We start from the raw sequence: 17,852 nt of genomic DNA on the forward strand, positions 1-17,852 counted from the left end.
ATGAATATCTTTGCAGATTTCGACGCACGTATCAAAAAAACGTTGCAAGAGATTGATCTGAAAACGAAAGATGGCAGCGAGCTTGATCTGTCGCGTATCAGCGTTGAGCCGCCACGCGACGCATCGCATGGTGATATTGCAACCAATGCTGCCATGGTGCTTTCCAAGGCTGTTGGTCAGAATCCGCGCGAGCTTGCAACGGCAATTGCCGATGCTTTGAAGTCCGATGAAGACGTCGCAAGTGTCGATGTTGCAGGTCCGGGCTTCATTAATCTGCGTTTGAAGGACGCATACTGGCAGCGCGAGTTGCAGGGCATGCTCAATGAAGCGACCGATTTTGGCCGCTCAAAGCTCGGCGCTGGCAAAAAAGTCAATGTTGAATATGTTTCGGCAAACCCGACCGGCCCAATGCATGTCGGCCATTGCCGCGGCGCCGTTGTCGGTGACGTGCTTGCTAACCTTCTAAAATTCGCTGGCTTCGATGTCGTCAAAGAATATTACATCAATGATGCGGGCGCACAGATCGACGTGCTGGCCAATTCTGCGATGCTGCGTTATCGCGAAGCACTCGGCGAAAATATCGGCGAAATTCCTGCCGGTCTTTATCCTGGCGATTATCTGGTGCCAGTCGGCGAGGCGCTTGCCAAGGAATTTGGCAAGACGCTTCTGGAAATGCCGGAAGAAGAAGCACTCGTTCTGGTGAAAGAACGCACCATCAACGCAATGATGGCAATGATTCGCGCTGATCTTGATGCACTGAATGTTCATCACGACGTGTTCTATTCTGAGCGCACGCTGCATGCCGATCATGCACGCGCTATTCGCGCTGCAATCAACGATCTGACGCTTAAGGGCCACGTTTATAAGGGCAAGCTGCCACCGCCAAAGGGCCAGCTGCCAGAAGAGTGGGAAGATCGCGAGCAGACCTTGTTCCGCTCGACTGAAGTGGGTGATGACATTGACCGTCCGCTGATGAAGTCAGACGGCGCTTTCACCTATTTTGCGGCTGACGTTGCTTATTTCAAAGATAAATATGATCGTGGTTTCAATGAGATGGTCTATGTGCTTGGCGCAGACCATGGCGGCTATGTGAAGCGTCTTGAAGCTGTTGCACGTGCTGTTTCTGACGGAAAGGCCAAGCTGACAGTGCTGCTTTGCCAGCTCGTTAAGCTGTTCCGCGACGGTGAACCCGTGCGCATGTCAAAGCGTTCGGGCGAATTCATCACGCTGCGCGAAGTGGTGGATGAGGTTGGTCGCGATCCGGTCCGTTTCATGATGCTTTACCGGAAGAACGATGCGCCGCTTGATTTCGATTTTGCGAAAGTAACGGAGCAGTCGAAGGACAATCCGGTGTTCTACGTGCAATACGCGTCAGCGCGTTGCCATTCGGTCTTCCGTCAGGCTGTTGATCAGCTTGGGCTTACCGATCTGGATCGCGTTTCGCTTGGTGCACACCTCCACAAGCTGACTGATGAGAGCGAAATTGCGCTTATCCGCAAGCTTGCTGAATATCCACGTCTGATCGACGCTGCGGCTACCCATCAGGAGCCTCATCGTCTCGCTTTTTACCTTTATGACCTTGCCAGCGCGCTACATTCGCAATGGAATAAGGGTACAGAAAACCCAGACTTACGTTTTATTAAGGTTAACGACCCAGAATTGTCACTAGCAAGGCTAGGGCTGGTGCAGGTCGTTTCCGATGTTCTGACTTCTGGTTTGACGATTATCGGTGCGGATGCTCCAACGGAAATGCGCTAAGACGAATTGATCACTCGCAAGTTCAACAACAGTGTTGAGTGGGTGGTGGTAAGTCAAAAAGATGGAAGATCGATGACGGGTTAAGTCACCGGCCTTCCATAAGGCGCAAGTAACTTCCGTCAACTTTTGCCCACATTGCCTCGCTAAAATGTGATGTATCGAGACGTCTTGCGACGTCCAGGGTTTGAGTTAGGAACACACCATGACGGACAGCAGTGCTAATCCCCGTAATTACGGCGAGCGTCCGCTGCACGAAGACGATCCGCTGATGGAACTATCAAGGATCATGGACTTCGGCGCGTCTGCTGATACAAATGCCGCCCAAAGTGATTACCGGGGCGACTACAGGCCTGAGCCAAATTTTGATTCTGGTGACAGCGAGCTTTCGTTCGATCTTGAACGTGAATTGCTTGGTGATTTTGGCAACGAGCCAGAGCCACAGCAATATACGGTGCCATTTTCGTCTAATTCTTATCAGGATGAAGCGCCGGTTCTGCATGAGGACCATCTGGCGTCCGCTCTTGAAGAAGAATTTGATCTGCAGATGGATGTGCATGAAGCAGCCGCTCAGCCTGTCGCACCTGCGCAGTCTTTTGAGTTTGTAGAAGCTGACCGCGCGGAACCCGTGCCGCAGTTCGATTACAATGATTATTCTGAAGCGCGCACAGCATACGAAGACATTCATCCGGATGCTTATGCTGCAACCGCCGCTGCCGCCCCTTTAGAGCAGAGCTATTCAAACTACGAATCCACTGAATTTCAGGAGTCGGAATCGCAATTTGCTGATCCCTATGCGGACGAAGCTGCTGGATATGCAACACCTAGCCAGAACATCGACAATGAATGGGAAATCCCATCCGCTGCACCGTTTGAAGCCCCCCAGCCTGTAGAGCCGCCACATCAGGCTCTATCGCTAGAAGACGAGCTGGAAAGCTTGCTGTTTGGTGAAGAGGCGCAGGCTTCGTCAGCGCCAGAATCAGTTTACCAGCCAGCCTATCAAGATGAGCCGCAGCAGTTTGAAAACGACGCACCTCGTTTTGAGAGCAATGTCGCTGAAGAACCAGCCTACGAAGAACCCGCATTTGACGACTTCTCGCTGGAAGACCCGCAGGCGTTCGCTCCTGTTGAGTCCGCGACCAGTTACGCTCCCGAAAGCTATGCACCGCAAACAGCGTCGCGTGCGGAAGCTCCTGCTTATCCGCATTACACGTTGAGCAATTTTGCAGCGGGTGCTGCGACTGCTGGCATTTTGTCTTCAGAGCCAGTGCAGCATGCTGCCCCCGCTTTCGAATCAGAACAGGCTGAACTCGAAGACGATTTTTCGTTTGGCGACGACTTCTCGCTGTCAGATGAGCCAGATTTTGCACGCGCTGTTTCAGAATCAACCGATGACGATCAGTCTGGTCTGGAAGAAATTTCGTTCAGTGAAGACGACTTTGGTTTTGAGCCTTCGGGGGACGCAGCTTCTGCTGCGCCTGATGATGCCTCGGCTGTCTTTACCGAAGAAGATTTCTTCACGGATGAAGATTTTGATCTGTCGCCGGATGAAGATGAAGAGCCAGTCAGTCAGCCTGCTTATGCGCATGCAACGTATAGCGATGAAGATCGCCATCCGTCAGCACCATCGTTTGCAAACTATGCCGATCAGGGTTCGATCTTTGCAGCACCTCCGCCTGAAATCGAAACGCTAAGCGTCTCTGAAGGCAAGGTTGATCAAACCCATTCGCTTGACTTGCCAGAAGTCAACTATGGCGATGAAGATGCCGGCGCATCGCTGAATGATCTGGAAGCTGAATTTGCTGAAGTGTTCAGCACCATCGATGTCGATGAATCGGCTGCGAAGGTCGAAGTCCAGAGCGAAGCTGACAAAGCTTTCGAAGATATCTTCCGTGAAAGCGCATCGTCTTACATGCCAAGTGGTGGCGTAGCGGCTGGTGCAGCCCTTGGTCTTGGTGCTGCTGCGGCAACTGTTGCCTATGGACGCGCCAACCCAACGATCCCGTCAGCAACGCCACAAAATGCCGCTGCAAACAGTGACGACTTCTACAATCATTGGGCTGCACAAGGTGCGCAGACCATGGAAAGCGGTGAATTCGGCACGCGTGCCGGTGGTATGCAGCCGGAAGACGATCTTGGTGTCGCCGCTGAAGCCTATCGAAATCGTCCGGTTCGTGGACGTCGCGGCCTGATCCTTGCAAGCGTCGCGGGTTTGGCTGTTCTCATCGGTGGCATTGGCTATCACTTCCTTGGTGGCAGCGGTGCCGGCGAACCTGTTGTGATTCGTGCGGATAACCAGCCGATCAAGATACAGCCGGAAAATCCGGGCGGTGCGACTGTTCCTAATCAGGATAAGGCCGTTTACGACCGCGTTGCAGGCACATTGCCGAATAATCCTGAACAGAAGTCGCTTATTTCTGCGGGTGAAGAGCCTGTCGATCTTGGCGCTCAGGATAATGATGTTGGTATGGATGATGGTCCAGAACCAAACACAGCAGCCGCGTCTCATTCTGGACAGGACGCACCACTGATCCAGCCACGCGAAGTGGAAACAATGATCGTGCGTCCAGATGGTTCGATCGTTCAGGCACAGCAGCCTACGCAAACGGCACCACAGCCGACCGCTCCTGTTGCTGCGACGAACAATGATGCGCCGATTGCACCACCGGCTGAAACTGATGAAATTGGAGCTCTTGCTGCTGCCGGTGAACTTCAGGCCCCAGTTACCAATACGCCGGCTGCGCAACCAGCAACACAGGCTCCAGCGGCACCTGTTCGTGCGCCTGTGATTCCTTCACGTCCTGCTGAACAGCCAACAACGATTGTTGGTAACGTTCCGCAGCGCACCCAGACGCCAGCACAGGCAGCCCCTGCGGCTGCTCCACAGGTCGCATCTGCGGCTGGTGGTGGTTATTTCATCCAGATCGCTTCGCAGCCATCTGCTGAGTTGGCACAGAAGTCTTATGCCAATATGGCGCAGCGTTATGGCAGCGTGATCGGTGGTCGTGCAGTTGACATCAAGCGCGCCGATATTCCGAACAAGGGCACTTATTACCGTGTTCGTGTTCAGGCTGGTTCGAAAGAAGAAGCAAATGCGCTTTGCGGTCGCTTCAAGACTGCGGGTGGCAGCTGCTTCGTAACGCAGTAAGCAATCGGATTAATGAATTTGAAGAGGGCGGCTTTGGCCGCCCTTTTTCGTGAGACTACCAAGCTGAATGTTTTTCGGTTAAGTCATAATCACTGATTTTGAGTGCAAATGAATCGAAGGAATATCGCATGAGCGAATGCAAGGCGTGGATTGCAGGTGTAGCCGGTACAAAGCTGACGCCAGATGAGATAGCCTTCTTCCGTGATGAAAAGCCTTGGGGCTTTATTCTCTTCGCACGCAATGTCGAAAGCCTTGAGCAGGTTGCTGATCTGACCGCACAATTGCGCGACGTGACTGATCGCCCACAAATGCCGGTGTTTATCGATCAGGAAGGTGGGCGCGTGCAGCGCCTTCGTCCGCCATTGGTTCCAAATTATCCGGCAGCTGCGGAAATTGGTGCGATCTACAATCGCGATCATGATGCTGGCCTGCGCGCAGCATGGCTTCATGCACGGTTGCATGCATTCGACCTGCTTAAAGTTGGGGTCAATGCCGATTGTCTGCCCGTTCTCGATGTGCCGATTGAAGGTGCGCATGATGTGATTGGTGCACGCGCTTATTCTAAAAATCCGCAAGAAGTGGCGCTGATGGGGCGTGCCGCCGCCGAGGGCTTGCTTGCGGGGGGCGTTTTGCCGGTTATCAAGCATATGCCGGGACATGGTCGCGCATTCAGTGATACGCATAAAGAACTGGCGCGAGTTGATGTGCCCTTGTCTGAGTTGGTCGCGCATGATTTCGTGCCGTTTAAAGCGCTCAATGATTTGCCAATGGCAATGACTGCGCATGTGATTTTCGACAGCCTTGATCCAAAGAACCCGTCGACGCTTTCGCCGACGGTTATCAATACTGTCATTCGTGATGTCATCCAGTTTGATGGTCTGATCATCAGCGATGATATTTCGATGAAGGCGCTGTCCGGCGATCTTGGCGATATTGCGGAAGGTATCACCAATGCGGGTTGCGATATTGTTCTTTATTGCGCGGGCGTGATGGAAGAACTCAAAAAGGTTGCGCCCCGTGTTCCAGTTTTGGAGGGCAAGTCGCTCAGGCGTGCAGAGCTGGCTGAAGTCTATGCGGGTGAGCCTGATTTGTCTGATGAAGCGGAACTGCGCGAAGAGTTTGGACAACTGTTTCAAGCAATAGCTTAACAGGCGATTTTTAGGATATGATGTCCTCAAAAGGTCAGTGGGGTTTATGCGCTGACCATCAGGACGACAGGACGAGCGGGTGGCCGAATCAGAAACCAACACAAGCAGCAAAGACGGTGCAAATGTGCCGATGGATGCTCTGTGGCAAAATGAATCTGAAATCGACGATGGCGAACCCTCACTGTTAGTCGATGTGCAGGGCTTTGAAGGTCCGCTGGATTTGCTGCTGCATCTTGCGCGAACGCAGCGTGTTGATCTCTCCCGCATATCTGTTCTGGCGCTTGCGGAACAATATCTGGGCTTTGTAGAGCAGGCGCAGGCTCTCAAGCTCGAACTGGCTGCCGATTATCTCGTGATGGCGGCATGGCTTGCTTATTTGAAGTCCAAGCTTCTGATTCCCAAACAAAAGGGCGATGACGAAGCCACAGGTGAAGAGCTAATCGCCACGCTGCAATTCCGCCTGAAGCGTCTTGAAGCCATGCGCGATGCTGCGGCGAATCTCGTTAACCGCAAACGTCTGGGACGAGATGTTTTTGCGCGTGGAATGCCGGAACTGGTTGTTGTGGATCGTTCAAGCCAGTTTTCTGCTACGCTTTATGAGTTGCTGACCGCTTATACATCGCAACGTCAACGCCAGAGCGTGACACATGTTCAGATCGAAAAACGTGCCGTCTGGTCTTTGAAGGAAGCACGCAGCGCGCTTGTGCGCCTCATGGGAATAAGTGAGGACTGGATTTCGCTCGACCGCTTCCTGATCAATTATGCATTAACGCCGCAAGAACGCGCATCGGCCTTGGCAAGCTCGTTTGCTGCAAGTTTAGAGCTTGTGCGTGAAGGCAAGCTGGAGCTGCGCCAGAATGCGCCTTTTGAGCCGATTTATATGCGTGCTCAGGCTGGAATGAATGAACTGGATGAGAACGCGGATGTCTGAGACCGAAATCGAGATTGATGACTTTGACGACAATGCTGAAACTCCAGAATCATCAATGACACTTGCTGAGTTCAGCCGGATCGCCGAGGCTATTATTTTTGCTTCCGCAGAACCTGTGACGGAACGTGCCTTGTCGGAGCGTCTGCCGGGCAATGCCGATTTACCCGCTGTGCTCAATCATTTGCAAAAAATCTATGAGGGCAGGGGCGTCAATCTGGTTCAGGTTGGCACAGCATGGGCTTTTCGCACGGCACCTGATCTCGGATTTCTTTTAAGCCGTGAAACAGTTCAGCAACGCAAACTATCGCGTGCGGCGATGGAAGTGCTGGCAATCATTGCCTATCATCAGCCTGTGACACGCGCAGAACTGGAAGATATTCGCGGCGTCGAAACATCCAAGGGTACGCTTGATGTGTTGATGGAAACTGGCTGGATCAAACTGCGTGGTCGCCGCCGCACGCCGGGTCGCCCGGTGACTTATGGCACGACAGACGCATTCCTCGACCAGTTTGGCCTACCGGAGATTCGTGATCTTCCGGGGTTGGAAGAATTACGCGGGGCAGGGCTATTGTCAGCGCGCACTCCGTCCGGTTTTTCTGTCCCGGTTCCCAATGTTGATCCCGATGAGTTGACAGCCGACGAAGAACCGCTGGAGGATATCGATCTTGAAGGATTGGGGTTGCTAGCACCGCGCGGTGATTGATTTAAAGCAAGATACGACAAATAAAATTGGTGTATCTTCGTTCACGGTCACACTTCTGTTTGAAAGATTTGTTGAAAACGCTTAAATCGTAATCAGCAATACAGAAATACGCCGTGGATCACGGCATTGAGAGGAATAAAATGGGTAGCTTTTCAATTTGGCACTGGCTGATCGTTCTCGCGGTTGTGCTGCTTCTGTTCGGTCGTGGCAAAATTCCTGAACTGATGGGCGATGTTGCCAAGGGCATCAAGAACTTCAAGCAGGGCATGTCTGAAGAAGACGCTGCGAAGGAGGATGCTAAGGCTGATGCACGAACAATTGATGCGCGCGCTGACGATACCGTTAAGGATGTCAAGAAGACGACAAAGTCCTGATGTGATCTGCTTTGGCTGCGTGCAATAGGGTGCGCAGCATAAATAAAAAATCCAAGCTGATCGCGAGTAGCCTCCATAGAGGTCAATTTGTGATTTGAAATGCGGTTTTCCGCCGAAATACAAGGCGCGCGCAAAAGCGCGGAGTATCAAATATGTTGGATATCGGTTGGTCTGAACTGCTGATTATCGCGATCGTGATGATCGTGGTGGTTGGGCCTAAGGATTTGCCGAAGATGCTCAGAGCTTTCGGCAAAGCAACAGCGCGGATGCGAAGTACGGCCAATGAATTTCGCAATCAGTTCAATGAAGCTTTGAAAGAGGCCGAACTTGAAGATGTGAAGAACATTGTCGATGAAGCACGCAAGCTTGATCCGCGCTCGAAGCTTACGCAGGTCTTCGACCCGATTCGTAGTGCTGGAGAGGATATTCGGGCTGGTCTCCAGTCGACGACATCCATGTCACCGGCTGAGCCTGAAAAATTTTCAGAAGTGACGACGCCTGTTGAGCCAAATGGCGCAACGGTTCCTGTTGAAGGTCCGGTCGAAAAGCCGGTTGCTAAGCCAAAGGCACCACGCAAGAAGGCTGCTCCAGCTGCGGCAGTAGAAACGCCTGTTGCGGAAACGCCGGTTAAGGCAAAGCCAAGAGCAGCTAAACCGAAGGCTGTTGTTGCTAAATCCGAAACAGTTGCAAAGCCTGCTGCGACTAAGCCCGCGACAGTCGCTGCCGCGAAGAAACCAGCTGTGCCAAAAGCTACGACCAGAAAGGTTGTCGCTCCTGCTAAAAAGACCACAAAAAAGACGACTGACAAGACAGGAAGCAAAGCGTGAAACGGGATGAGGCCGAAATTGAACAGAGCGCCGCACCTCTGCTCGAACATCTGATTGAACTGCGCCGTCGCCTGATCTGGGCGATTTTGGCGTTCTTTGTCGCTTTTGTTTTCTGTTTTGCTTTTGCGAAGCATCTCTTCAACTTGCTTGTCGTTCCTTATCAATGGGCAATCGACTGGGCAGGTATGGATCGCTCGAAAGCGGAATTGATCTATACAGCACCACAGGAATTCTTCTTCACACAGGTGAAAGTCGCCATGTTTGGCGGCATTGTGCTGGCATTCCCGATCATCGCGGCGCAGATTTATAAGTTCGTCGCCCCTGGTCTTTATAAGCATGAGCGCATGGCATTTTTGCCGTTCCTCATTGCTTCGCCGATTCTGTTTCTGATTGGCGGCGCACTGGTTTATTTCTTCTTTACACCGATGGTGATGTGGTTCTTCCTCGCCATGCAGCAGTCGGGTGGAAACGGTGAAGTGCAGATTTCGCTTCTGCCAAAGGTCTCTGAATATCTGAGCCTCATCATGACGCTCATTTTTGCCTTTGGTCTGGTTTTCCAGTTGCCAGTCGTTACAAGTCTTCTGACGCGGGCAGGTTTGCTGACATCCGAAGGACTGAGAGACAAGCGCAAATATGCGATTGTGATTGCCTTCGTGGTTGCCGCGGTTTTGACACCGCCAGACCCGGCAAGCCAGATCGGTCTTGCCATACCAACGATCCTTCTCTACGAGATTTCTATCATATTGGCCCGAATGATCGAGAAGCAGCGGAAAGAAGCGAAAGACGAGGCTGACGCCGAGGACAGCGCCCCAACTTCCTGATCTGGACTTATGTTAAACAGAGGCTGCATGATCGCAGCCTCTCTCTTGTTAAATTACACGAAACGGCTTTTCCCATGCTCGACATCAAATGGATTCGCGAAAACCCTGAAGCTCTTGATAAGGCGCTTGCCAAGCGCGGATCAGAGTCGCGCTCGTCCGAACTGATCGCGCTGGATGAAAAGCGCCGTGAGCATGTCGGCAAGGTTCAGGCTGCTCAGGAACGCCGCAATGCCGCTTCTAAAGAAATCGGCAAGGCTATGGCCGAGAAAGACGCTGAAACCGCTGATCGACTGAAGGCGGAAGTTGGCGAGCTGAAGGCTTTTTTGACGGAAGCCGAAGAAACCGAACGTCGTCTGATCAGAGAACTCAATGACGCGCTTTCCACGCTTCCAAATGTTCCAGCGGATGATGTGCCGCTTGGCGAAGACGAGGCAGGCAACGTCGAAATCCGTCGCATCGGAAATCAGCGTAATTTTTCGTTCACACCAAAAGAACATTATGAGCTTGGTGAAGCGCTTGGCTTCATGGATTTTGAACGTGCCGCAAAAATTGCAGGCTCGCGCTTTACGGTTCTCAAAGGACCACTTGCGCGTCTTGAGCGTGCACTTGGCCAATTCATGCTTGATCTGCACACCACTGAGCACGGCTACGTGGAAACCATGCCGCCGCTGATGGTGCGTGACGAAGCTGTTTATGGCACGGGTCAGTTGCCGAAATTCACCGAAGATCTTTTCCGCACGACGGATGGTCGTTGGCTCATTCCAACGGCAGAAGTGCCGCTGACCAATCTGGTTGCGGATGAAATCGTTGACGTGAAAACCCTGCCGCAGCGTTATACAGCATTGACGCCATGTTTCCGCTCGGAAGCGGGTTCTGCCGGCCGTGATACACGCGGCATGCTGCGCCAGCATCAGTTCCTCAAAGTGGAAATGGTTTCGATCACCGATGCAGACAGCTCGGCTGCGGAACATGAACGCATGACCGCTTGTGCAGAAGAAGTGCTGAAACGCCTTGGCCTGCCGTTCCGCACGGTTGTGCTTTGCACCGGCGACATGGGCTTTGGCGCGCAGAAGACCTACGATATCGAAGTGTGGATGCCGGGCCAGAATGCTTATCGCGAAATCTCGAGCTGCTCGGTTTGTGGTGACTTCCAGGGCCGTCGCATGAATGCGCGCTATCGTCCGGAAGCGGAAAAAGCGACGCGCTTTGTGCACACGCTCAACGGTTCGGGCGTCGCTGTTGGCCGCGCATTAATTGCTGTTATGGAAAATTATCAGCAAGAAGACGGCAGCATTCATATTCCTGAAGCATTACAGCCATACATGGGCGGCCTTACGCGCATCGAGAAAGCCGCGTAGTTAAATCTTATGATCTGAATGAAGGAGTGAAGACGTGCGAATTTTGCTGACGAACGATGATGGTATCCACGCTGAAGGCCTCGCAGTTCTGGAGCGTATCGCACGCAAGCTCTCAGATGATGTCTGGGTTGTCGCTCCTGAAACAGACCAGAGCGGTCTTGCGCATTCGCTTACACTGTCAGAGCCGCTTCGTCTGCGCCAGATCGATGAACGTCATTTTGCACTGCGCGGCACACCGACCGATTGCGTTATTATGGGCGTGCGTCATGTACTGCCGGGAGCGCCCGACCTTATCCTGTCGGGCGTCAATTCCGGTGCGAACATGGCTGACGATGTGACTTACTCCGGTACTGTTGCGGGCGCTATGGAAGGCACACTTCTCGGCGTGAAGGCAATTGCGCTCTCGCAGGAGTATGATTACGATGATGGCCGTCGTGTTCTCCCTTGGGAAACTGCAGAAACGCATGCGCCTGAACTGATCAAAAAACTCGTCGAAGCAGGTTGGCCTGAAGGCGTTTTGATCAATCTGAACTTCCCCAATTGCGCGCCTGATGAAGTTAAAGGCACACGCGTCACCGCACAAGGTAAACTCAGCCATGATGCGAGGCTTGATGAGCGCCGTGATGGTCGTGGCTTCCCTTATTTCTGGCTGCAATTTGGACGGACGAAGGCCGAGGTTGCGGTGGACAGTGATGTTGCCGCGATCAAGGGTGATTTTATTTCTGTTACACCACTTCATCTTGATCTCACCGCGCAGAAGGTTCGTGCAGATCTAAGCAAAGCACTTGGTGTTGAAGCACTCGGGGTTGAAGCATGAATCAGGCTGTGTCTGAACGCCCGCAGCTTTCGGACAGGGAGGGATTTGCATCCTTCGTTATGCGCATGAGGGCGCGCGGCATCAATGATGCCCGCCTTTTTGGTGCAATTGAAGCAACGCCACGTCAGAGCTTTATGGGCTCTGCGTGGTCGCATCTTGCTTACAGCCAGCGTACAGCGCCGCTTGATTGTGGCGAATATATTGAAGGCATCGATGATCAGGCACGCGTTATCGCAGCGCTTGATCTCGAGCCGGGACATCGCGTTTTGGAAATCGGCACGGGGTCTGGTTTCACCGCAGCGGTTATGTCGATGTTGTCTGGCCGTGTGACAACTGTTGAGCGTTATCGCAAGCTTTGCGACCGTGCCTTGCAGCAGTTTGTCACGCTTAAGCGCGAAAACATCATGGTCAAACATGCTGACGGTCGCCATGGCATGCCGGGTGGACCATTTGACCGAATCATAATCTGGTTAGCGTGCGAAGATATTCCGCGTCATTTCGTGGAGCTTCTTGCAACGCATGGCGTTCTGGTAGCACCAGTCGGCCCGGGCGATGACGTGCAGATGGTTACGCGCATTGCGAAAGTTGGTAGCCGTTTTGAACAGGCCAATATTATGCCTGTTCGTTATCAGCCATTTATTGAAGGCGTTTCCTCGGTATTGTAAGAAATTTGCTCGCTACTTAATCCGGGCAAAATTCGGCTTTTGCAGCCTATAGCTCCGTATGGTGTGGTGTTTTTGTGCACGTATGGTGTCTAATTGGTGAATATTTTTTATAAGAAATGTCCATTCTTAACCAGCGAGTAACATTAACGCGTTTTAATGAGTCCAAGTGAGTTCTAGAGTTGGGCGAGTTGATCATGCGTTTTCCAATATTGCAGCATACGTCTGAACGTCTCCTGCGAAATGCAGCGATCGTTTTGATTGCCGGATTTGGTGCAGGGTGTAGCGCCGACACAATGCGCTTTACCGATGGCATGTTTACCGGTTCCACGCCTAATCAGCGTGTTGTTCAGCAGCAGCCGGCTAATGATGTTTACGCATCTGCACCGATAGCCGCGGCGCCACCTGTTTCAAGTGGTTCGGTTCAGCGCAACAGTCTGCCACCAGTGTCTTCGGCACCAGTTGCTGCTGCTGCAACGCAGGCACAAAATCAGGTGAACCAGACGCGTGACGTGGCAACGAGCCATGTCAACAATGCCGGAACGCAGGTCGCGAGCGCTGCCGGTGCTGCAAACAATGCAGCCACTAACGCGAAATCGAAAGTTCTCGGGCAATTGCCAGCAACTGCAAGTGGCGCGCCAATTCCTGCTGCCGGTCATGTTGCAGCACCGGTCGCTGCAGCCGCTGCGGGTGGCTATGCTGTCAAATCAGGTGATTCGCTTTTCTCGATTGCGCAGAAGCACAATGTACCAGTTGAACAGTTGAAGCAGGCAAATGGCCTCTCAAACGGTGCAATCCGTGTAGGCCAGAATCTTGTTATTCCATCCGCTGCAGCGGGTGCTGCGACACAGGTAGCAGCCGTATCGCCGCAACCAGTTAAGCCAGCCGTTGCGGCACCTGTACAGACTGCTTCGGTCGCGCCGAATGAAGCGTCCAACGTCAAGCCTTACACGCCTCCATCAGCGAGCAATAAGGTTATCGAAGATGCTGAAAAGGATCAGTCCGCAGCACCATCTTCGACCGGGATTTCGCAGATGCGCTGGCCGGTTCGCGGTCGCGTTCTCGCAAGCTTCGGTCAGCGTGACGGCACTTCCGTTAACGACGGTATCGACATCATGGTGCCGGAAGGCACTCCTGTAAAAGCTGCTGAAAATGGCGTCGTTATCTATTCCGGCGATGGTCTGAAGGAATTCGGACAGACGGTGTTGATCCGCCACGATAATGGCCTTGTGACTGTTTACGGACACAACAGCCAAATCCTCGTACAGCGCGGCCAAAAGGTTCGTCGCGGTGAAGATATTGCAAAGTCGGGCATGAGCGGCAACGCGAAATCGCCAAAGCTGCACTTTGAAGTGCGCAAGAACTCGTCGCCGGTCAATCCTTCCAAATATCTGGAATCATAGGTGAAATTCGATCAAGGAATTAAGAAAGGCGGGTGTCACCCCCGCCTTTTTCATTGGGCTTTTCTTAAACCGCATCTTGACCGAAAAACGTCTCACACTTTTCGGGATGCGCTTTATATCGCCTTACCAAGTCGGCCAGCCAGATCCTGAATATATTGCCAGGCAACACGACCGGAGCGATTGCCGCGTGTGGTTGACCACGTCAATGCTTCTGCATGCAGTAGCTTTGGATCGTAATCCAATTGGTAATTGGCAGCATAGCCATCGACCATCGCCAGATAATCTTCCTGATTACATTTGTGGAAGCCTAGCCACAGGCCGAAGCGGTCAGACAGCGACACTTTTTCTTCAATCGCTTCCGATGGATTGACCGCCGTTGAACGTTCATTATCGATCATGTCACGCGGCATCAGGTGACGACGATTGGACGTCGCATAGAAAATCACATTGTCCGGACGACCTTCCACACCACCTTCAAGTGCGGCTTTGAGCGACTTGTATGATGTATCATCGTGATCGAATGACAGATCATCGCAGAACAGAATGAAGCGATAGGGCGTTTCCTTGATGAGGTTCATCAGGGCAGGGAGGCTGTCGATATCTTCACGATGAATTTCAACGAGTTTCAGCGGAAGCTTATCGGCCTGTTCCGCATTGACGCTGGCTTGTGCTGCCTTGACGAGCGATGATTTGCCCATGCCGCGTGCACCCCAAAGAAGCACATTATTAGCCGGATAACCTTTTGCAAAGCGGCGCGTATTATCGACAAGCTGATCACGCACGAGATCGACGCCACGGATAAGTCCAATATCGACGCGATTGACACGCTTCACCGCATCAAGCGTCAGACGCTCAGGCGCCCAGACAAAACAATCTGCAGATTCAAGATCAGGTGTTGCTGGCTGCGGTGGCGCAATGCGTTCCAGGGCCGCGATCAGGCGGTCGAGTTTCTGGCTTAATATATTTTCGGTCGTCATTCCATGCCCTCAGATGGTGAGGATGATGGCTTAACATGCAACAACCTGCAGGAAAAGTGTGTGGCTATGGCTGCATGAAGCCATCGTCGGTTGCAATTGGCGCACTAACCATTGTAATGCCATTAAGAATTTGTCTTTTGAGACTTCCAGAGGAGTAACTAATGTTCGTAACACCAGCTTATGCTCAGGCTTCCGGTGGCGCTATGGGGCCAGATATGCTCATGAGCATTTTGCCTTTCGTCCTGATTTTCGTTATCATGTATTTCCTCATCATTCGTCCACAGCGGACCCAGATGAAGAAGCGTCAGGAAATGCTCGCAGCCGTTCGTCGCGGTGATACAGTTGTAACTGGTGGCGGCATTGTCGGTAAGGTCCAGAAGGTCCACGACGATGGTGAACTTGACGTTGAAATTGCTGAAGGCGTGAAGATTCGCGTTCTGCGCAGCGCTCTTTCGGAAGTGCGCGTTAAGGGCGAACCAGTCGCTGATAACAAGAATAAGTAATTTTTGATTTGAACAGGCCCCGGTAAGGATTCCCTAACCGGGGCCTGTTCATTATTGTGAGGCCTGTGTAAAGCGCACGCTTCCCACAAAACCGGCTGCATTATGCATCCGGTTTAAGTTCTTCCAGCCGAAACGGAATTGCAGCCCGATGCTATATTTTTCACGTTGGAAATCGGCTCTGATCTGGTTGGCAATTATCGCCAGCTTCATCATTGCATCGCCTAATTTTTTCTCGCGTGAAACTCTGGCTAATCTGCCGGGCTTTCTGCCGACCAAACAGGTCGCACTCGGGCTTGATCTGTCGGGTGGTTCACGCCTTGTGCTTCAGGTACAGAATCCTGGCCGAGGCGATGTCGACCGCACAAAAGACGTTATGCGTCAGCGACTTGAGGAATTGGGTTACGGCAACCCGATTGTTGATGAAGAAGGCCGCAATCGTATTCGCGTTGAAGTTCCGGGCCTCTACGACGCCCAGCTTCTAAAAGATATTCTCAGCATTCGTGGCGAACTTTCATTCCTTGCAGTCGATGACAGCATGTCGCCCGATGATGTTATCCGCGGTGGCGCTTCGCCGACGGATAGCTCGATTATTTATTCTTCTGACGATCCGCCCGTTGGCTACCTCGTAAAACAACAGCCAATTTTCACGGGGGCGGACGTTGTCGATGCAAAAGCGACGCTTGGTGGCGATGACAATGAACCTGTCATCACTCTGACACTGGATGAGAAGGGGCGCAGCGCGCTCGAAGCCGCGACCGCTCAGGTAAAAGACAAGACTTTTGCCATCGTCGTTGATAATCAGGTCGTTTCCGCACCTGTCGTTGACGAGCCGCTTGATACCGATGAATTGCAGATTTCCGGCGCTTTCGATTTGCAGTCGGCCAACAATATGTCGGTTGTTCTGCGTTCCGGTGCTTTGCCTAAGGCTGTCACGGTGCTCGAAGAGCGCACAATTGCATCCGCGCTTGGCGACGATTATGCGAGTGCTGCAGTTTCTGCGGCATTGCTCGCAATGTTGCTCGTCGGTCTGTTTATGATCCTGTCCTATGGCGTCCTTGGTGTGATTGCCATGGTCGCGCTAGTCGTCAATATGGTCATTCTCGTCGCAGTTATATCGCTGATCGGGGCGTCCATTACGCTTGCGAGCGTTGCGGGTATCGTGCTGATTATCGGTATGGCGGTTGACGCCAATATTCTGATTTATGAACGCGTACGCGAGGATCGCCGCAAAGGCTATTCCGTTGTTCAGGCAATGGAATCGGGCTTCTACCGTGCGCTTTCGACCATCGTTGACGCCAATTTGACCACGATGATTGCTGCACTCGTGCTGTTCCTGATGGGCTCCGGTCCGGTTCATGGCTTTGCACTCACCGTTACAATCGGCATTCTGACGACATTGTTCACGACGCTGACCTTCACGCGTCTGCTGATCGCCCAATGGGTGCGAACTGCAAAGCCGAAGGAAATTCCAAAGCGTCGCATGAAACTGGTGCCGACGGTTACGCATATTCCGTTCATGCGTCTCCAGTTCGTGACGCTTGCGATTTCCGTGCTGGCTTCGGCAATAGTTGTCGCGCTCTTCGTCAATATTGGCTTCAACTACGGCATTGATTTCCGTGGCGGTTCAATGGTCGAATTGCAGGCGCGCAGCGGTGATGCAGATCTGCCAGATATTGAAGAGCGCATGAGCGAGCTGAATATCGACAGCGCGCGCGTGCTGCCTGCAAAGTCGCCACGCTCAGCGCTTGTTATCATCGGCAGTCAGGAAGTGGGTGACGATGCCGAGCAGACCGTTGCAGTGAAACTGCGTGGCGAGTTCGAGCAGGACTATTCGTTCCAGCGTGTTGAAGTGGTTGGCCCGACAGTATCCGAGCAGCTTTCACAGGCAGGGCTCCTGGCACTATTCTTGTCGCTTGCTGGTATCTTTGTTTATGTATGGGTGAGATTCCGCTGGCAGCTGGCGCTCGGTGCGGTTCTTTCAACACTTCACGACGTTATCATTCTGGCGGGCGTGTTCATTGTCTTCCGCATGGAATTCAATCTATGGAGTGTGGCTGCGGTTCTGACGATCATCGGTTACTCGCTTAACGATACTATCGTGATCTATGACCGCGTGCGTGAAAATCTGCGCCGTTACAGCAGTGCACCATTGCCCGCAATTATCGATGCCTCGATCAATCAAACCTTGTCGCGTACCCTGCCGACAGCGTTTGTGACTTTCATTGCGCATATTCCGCTCTATATGTTTGGTGGTGCGGATATTCGAATGTTCGCACTGGCGCTTAGCGTAGGTATTATCGTTGCGACGTACTCTTCGATCTTTATCGCAGCACCTTTGCTGGTTCAGTTTGGCCTCAAGCCTCGCGAAGCAGATAGAGATGCAATGAGTGATGATCTTGAGCAGTCGCTCAATCTGGATAATTAA

General features: G+C 52.5%; 15 protein-coding genes. 14 read left to right on the forward strand and 1 reads right to left on the reverse strand.

Annotation, left to right across the window (positions count from 1 at the left end; translation table 11 throughout):
* The 12 genes from argS to dipM all read left to right on the forward strand — a co-directional run bounded on the left by argS (position 1) and on the right by dipM (position 13,947).
* Positions 1-1,758, forward strand: coding sequence for an arginine--tRNA ligase (argS, locus tag U2P60_RS14075; protein ID WP_413573079.1), 1,758 nt, complete (start codon positions 1-3; stop codon positions 1,756-1,758).
* A gap of 202 nt (positions 1,759-1,960) precedes the next feature.
* On the forward strand, positions 1,961-4,903 hold the full coding sequence (locus U2P60_RS14080; RefSeq protein WP_413573080.1) for an SPOR domain-containing protein: 2,943 nt from the start codon (positions 1,961-1,963) through the stop codon (positions 4,901-4,903).
* A 128-nt stretch (positions 4,904-5,031) separates the two neighbouring features.
* Positions 5,032-6,051 (forward strand): beta-N-acetylhexosaminidase, encoded by a 1,020-nt coding sequence (gene nagZ / locus U2P60_RS14085; protein ID WP_413573081.1) that lies wholly within the window; start codon positions 5,032-5,034, stop codon positions 6,049-6,051.
* A gap of 130 nt (positions 6,052-6,181) precedes the next feature.
* On the forward strand, positions 6,182-6,982 hold the full coding sequence (locus tag U2P60_RS14090; protein ID WP_413573799.1) for a segregation and condensation protein A: 801 nt from the start codon (positions 6,182-6,184) through the stop codon (positions 6,980-6,982).
* Entirely contained in the window at positions 6,975-7,685 is a 711-nt protein-coding gene (scpB, locus tag U2P60_RS14095) for an SMC-Scp complex subunit ScpB (RefSeq protein WP_313828429.1), read from the forward strand. The genes U2P60_RS14090 and scpB overlap by 8 nt, the downstream gene beginning before the upstream one ends.
* Positions 7,686-7,825: 140 nt before the next feature.
* Entirely contained in the window at positions 7,826-8,059 is a 234-nt protein-coding gene (locus U2P60_RS14100; RefSeq protein ID WP_250039724.1) for a twin-arginine translocase TatA/TatE family subunit, read from the forward strand.
* A gap of 152 nt (positions 8,060-8,211) precedes the next feature.
* Positions 8,212-8,886: a Sec-independent protein translocase protein TatB gene (gene tatB, locus U2P60_RS14105; protein WP_313828431.1), complete on the forward strand. Its 675-nt coding sequence runs from the start codon at positions 8,212-8,214 to the stop codon at positions 8,884-8,886.
* Positions 8,883-9,707 (forward strand): twin-arginine translocase subunit TatC, encoded by an 825-nt coding sequence (gene tatC / locus U2P60_RS14110; protein WP_250039728.1) that lies wholly within the window; start codon positions 8,883-8,885, stop codon positions 9,705-9,707. The genes tatB and tatC overlap by 4 nt, the downstream gene beginning before the upstream one ends.
* A gap of 74 nt (positions 9,708-9,781) precedes the next feature.
* Positions 9,782-11,065: a serine--tRNA ligase gene (gene serS, locus U2P60_RS14115; protein ID WP_413573082.1), complete on the forward strand. Its 1,284-nt coding sequence runs from the start codon at positions 9,782-9,784 to the stop codon at positions 11,063-11,065.
* Between the two features lie 34 nt (positions 11,066-11,099).
* The gene (gene surE / locus U2P60_RS14120) at positions 11,100-11,882 is read left to right on the forward strand and encodes a 5'/3'-nucleotidase SurE (protein ID WP_413573083.1); all 783 of its coding nucleotides are present in this window, start codon (positions 11,100-11,102) and stop codon (positions 11,880-11,882) included.
* On the forward strand, positions 11,879-12,547 hold the full coding sequence (locus U2P60_RS14125; protein ID WP_413573084.1) for a protein-L-isoaspartate(D-aspartate) O-methyltransferase: 669 nt from the start codon (positions 11,879-11,881) through the stop codon (positions 12,545-12,547). Before surE ends, U2P60_RS14125 begins: the two co-directional genes overlap by 4 nt.
* Positions 12,548-12,726: 179 nt before the next feature.
* On the forward strand, positions 12,727-13,947 hold the full coding sequence (dipM, locus tag U2P60_RS14130; RefSeq protein WP_413573085.1) for a cell division endopeptidase DipM: 1,221 nt from the start codon (positions 12,727-12,729) through the stop codon (positions 13,945-13,947).
* 113 nt (positions 13,948-14,060) lie between these two features.
* Here the strand turns inward: dipM and U2P60_RS14135 are convergent, their stop codons facing one another.
* Complete coding sequence (locus U2P60_RS14135) at positions 14,061-14,924, reverse strand: ATP-binding protein (RefSeq protein WP_310010332.1); 864 nt, start codon at positions 14,922-14,924, stop codon at positions 14,061-14,063.
* Between the two features lie 161 nt (positions 14,925-15,085).
* Between U2P60_RS14135 and yajC the strand changes: the two genes are divergently transcribed.
* Both yajC and secDF read left to right on the forward strand, forming a co-directional pair.
* The gene (gene yajC / locus U2P60_RS14140; protein WP_250039739.1) at positions 15,086-15,427 is read left to right on the forward strand and encodes a preprotein translocase subunit YajC; all 342 of its coding nucleotides are present in this window, start codon (positions 15,086-15,088) and stop codon (positions 15,425-15,427) included.
* Between the two features lie 106 nt (positions 15,428-15,533).
* Entirely contained in the window at positions 15,534-17,852 is a 2,319-nt protein-coding gene (gene secDF / locus U2P60_RS14145; RefSeq protein ID WP_413573801.1) for a protein translocase subunit SecDF, read from the forward strand.

The organism is Brucella sp. H1_1004, assembly GCF_047308065.1.
Classification (GTDB): Bacteria; Pseudomonadota; Alphaproteobacteria; order Rhizobiales; family Rhizobiaceae; genus Brucella; species Brucella pseudogrignonensis_B.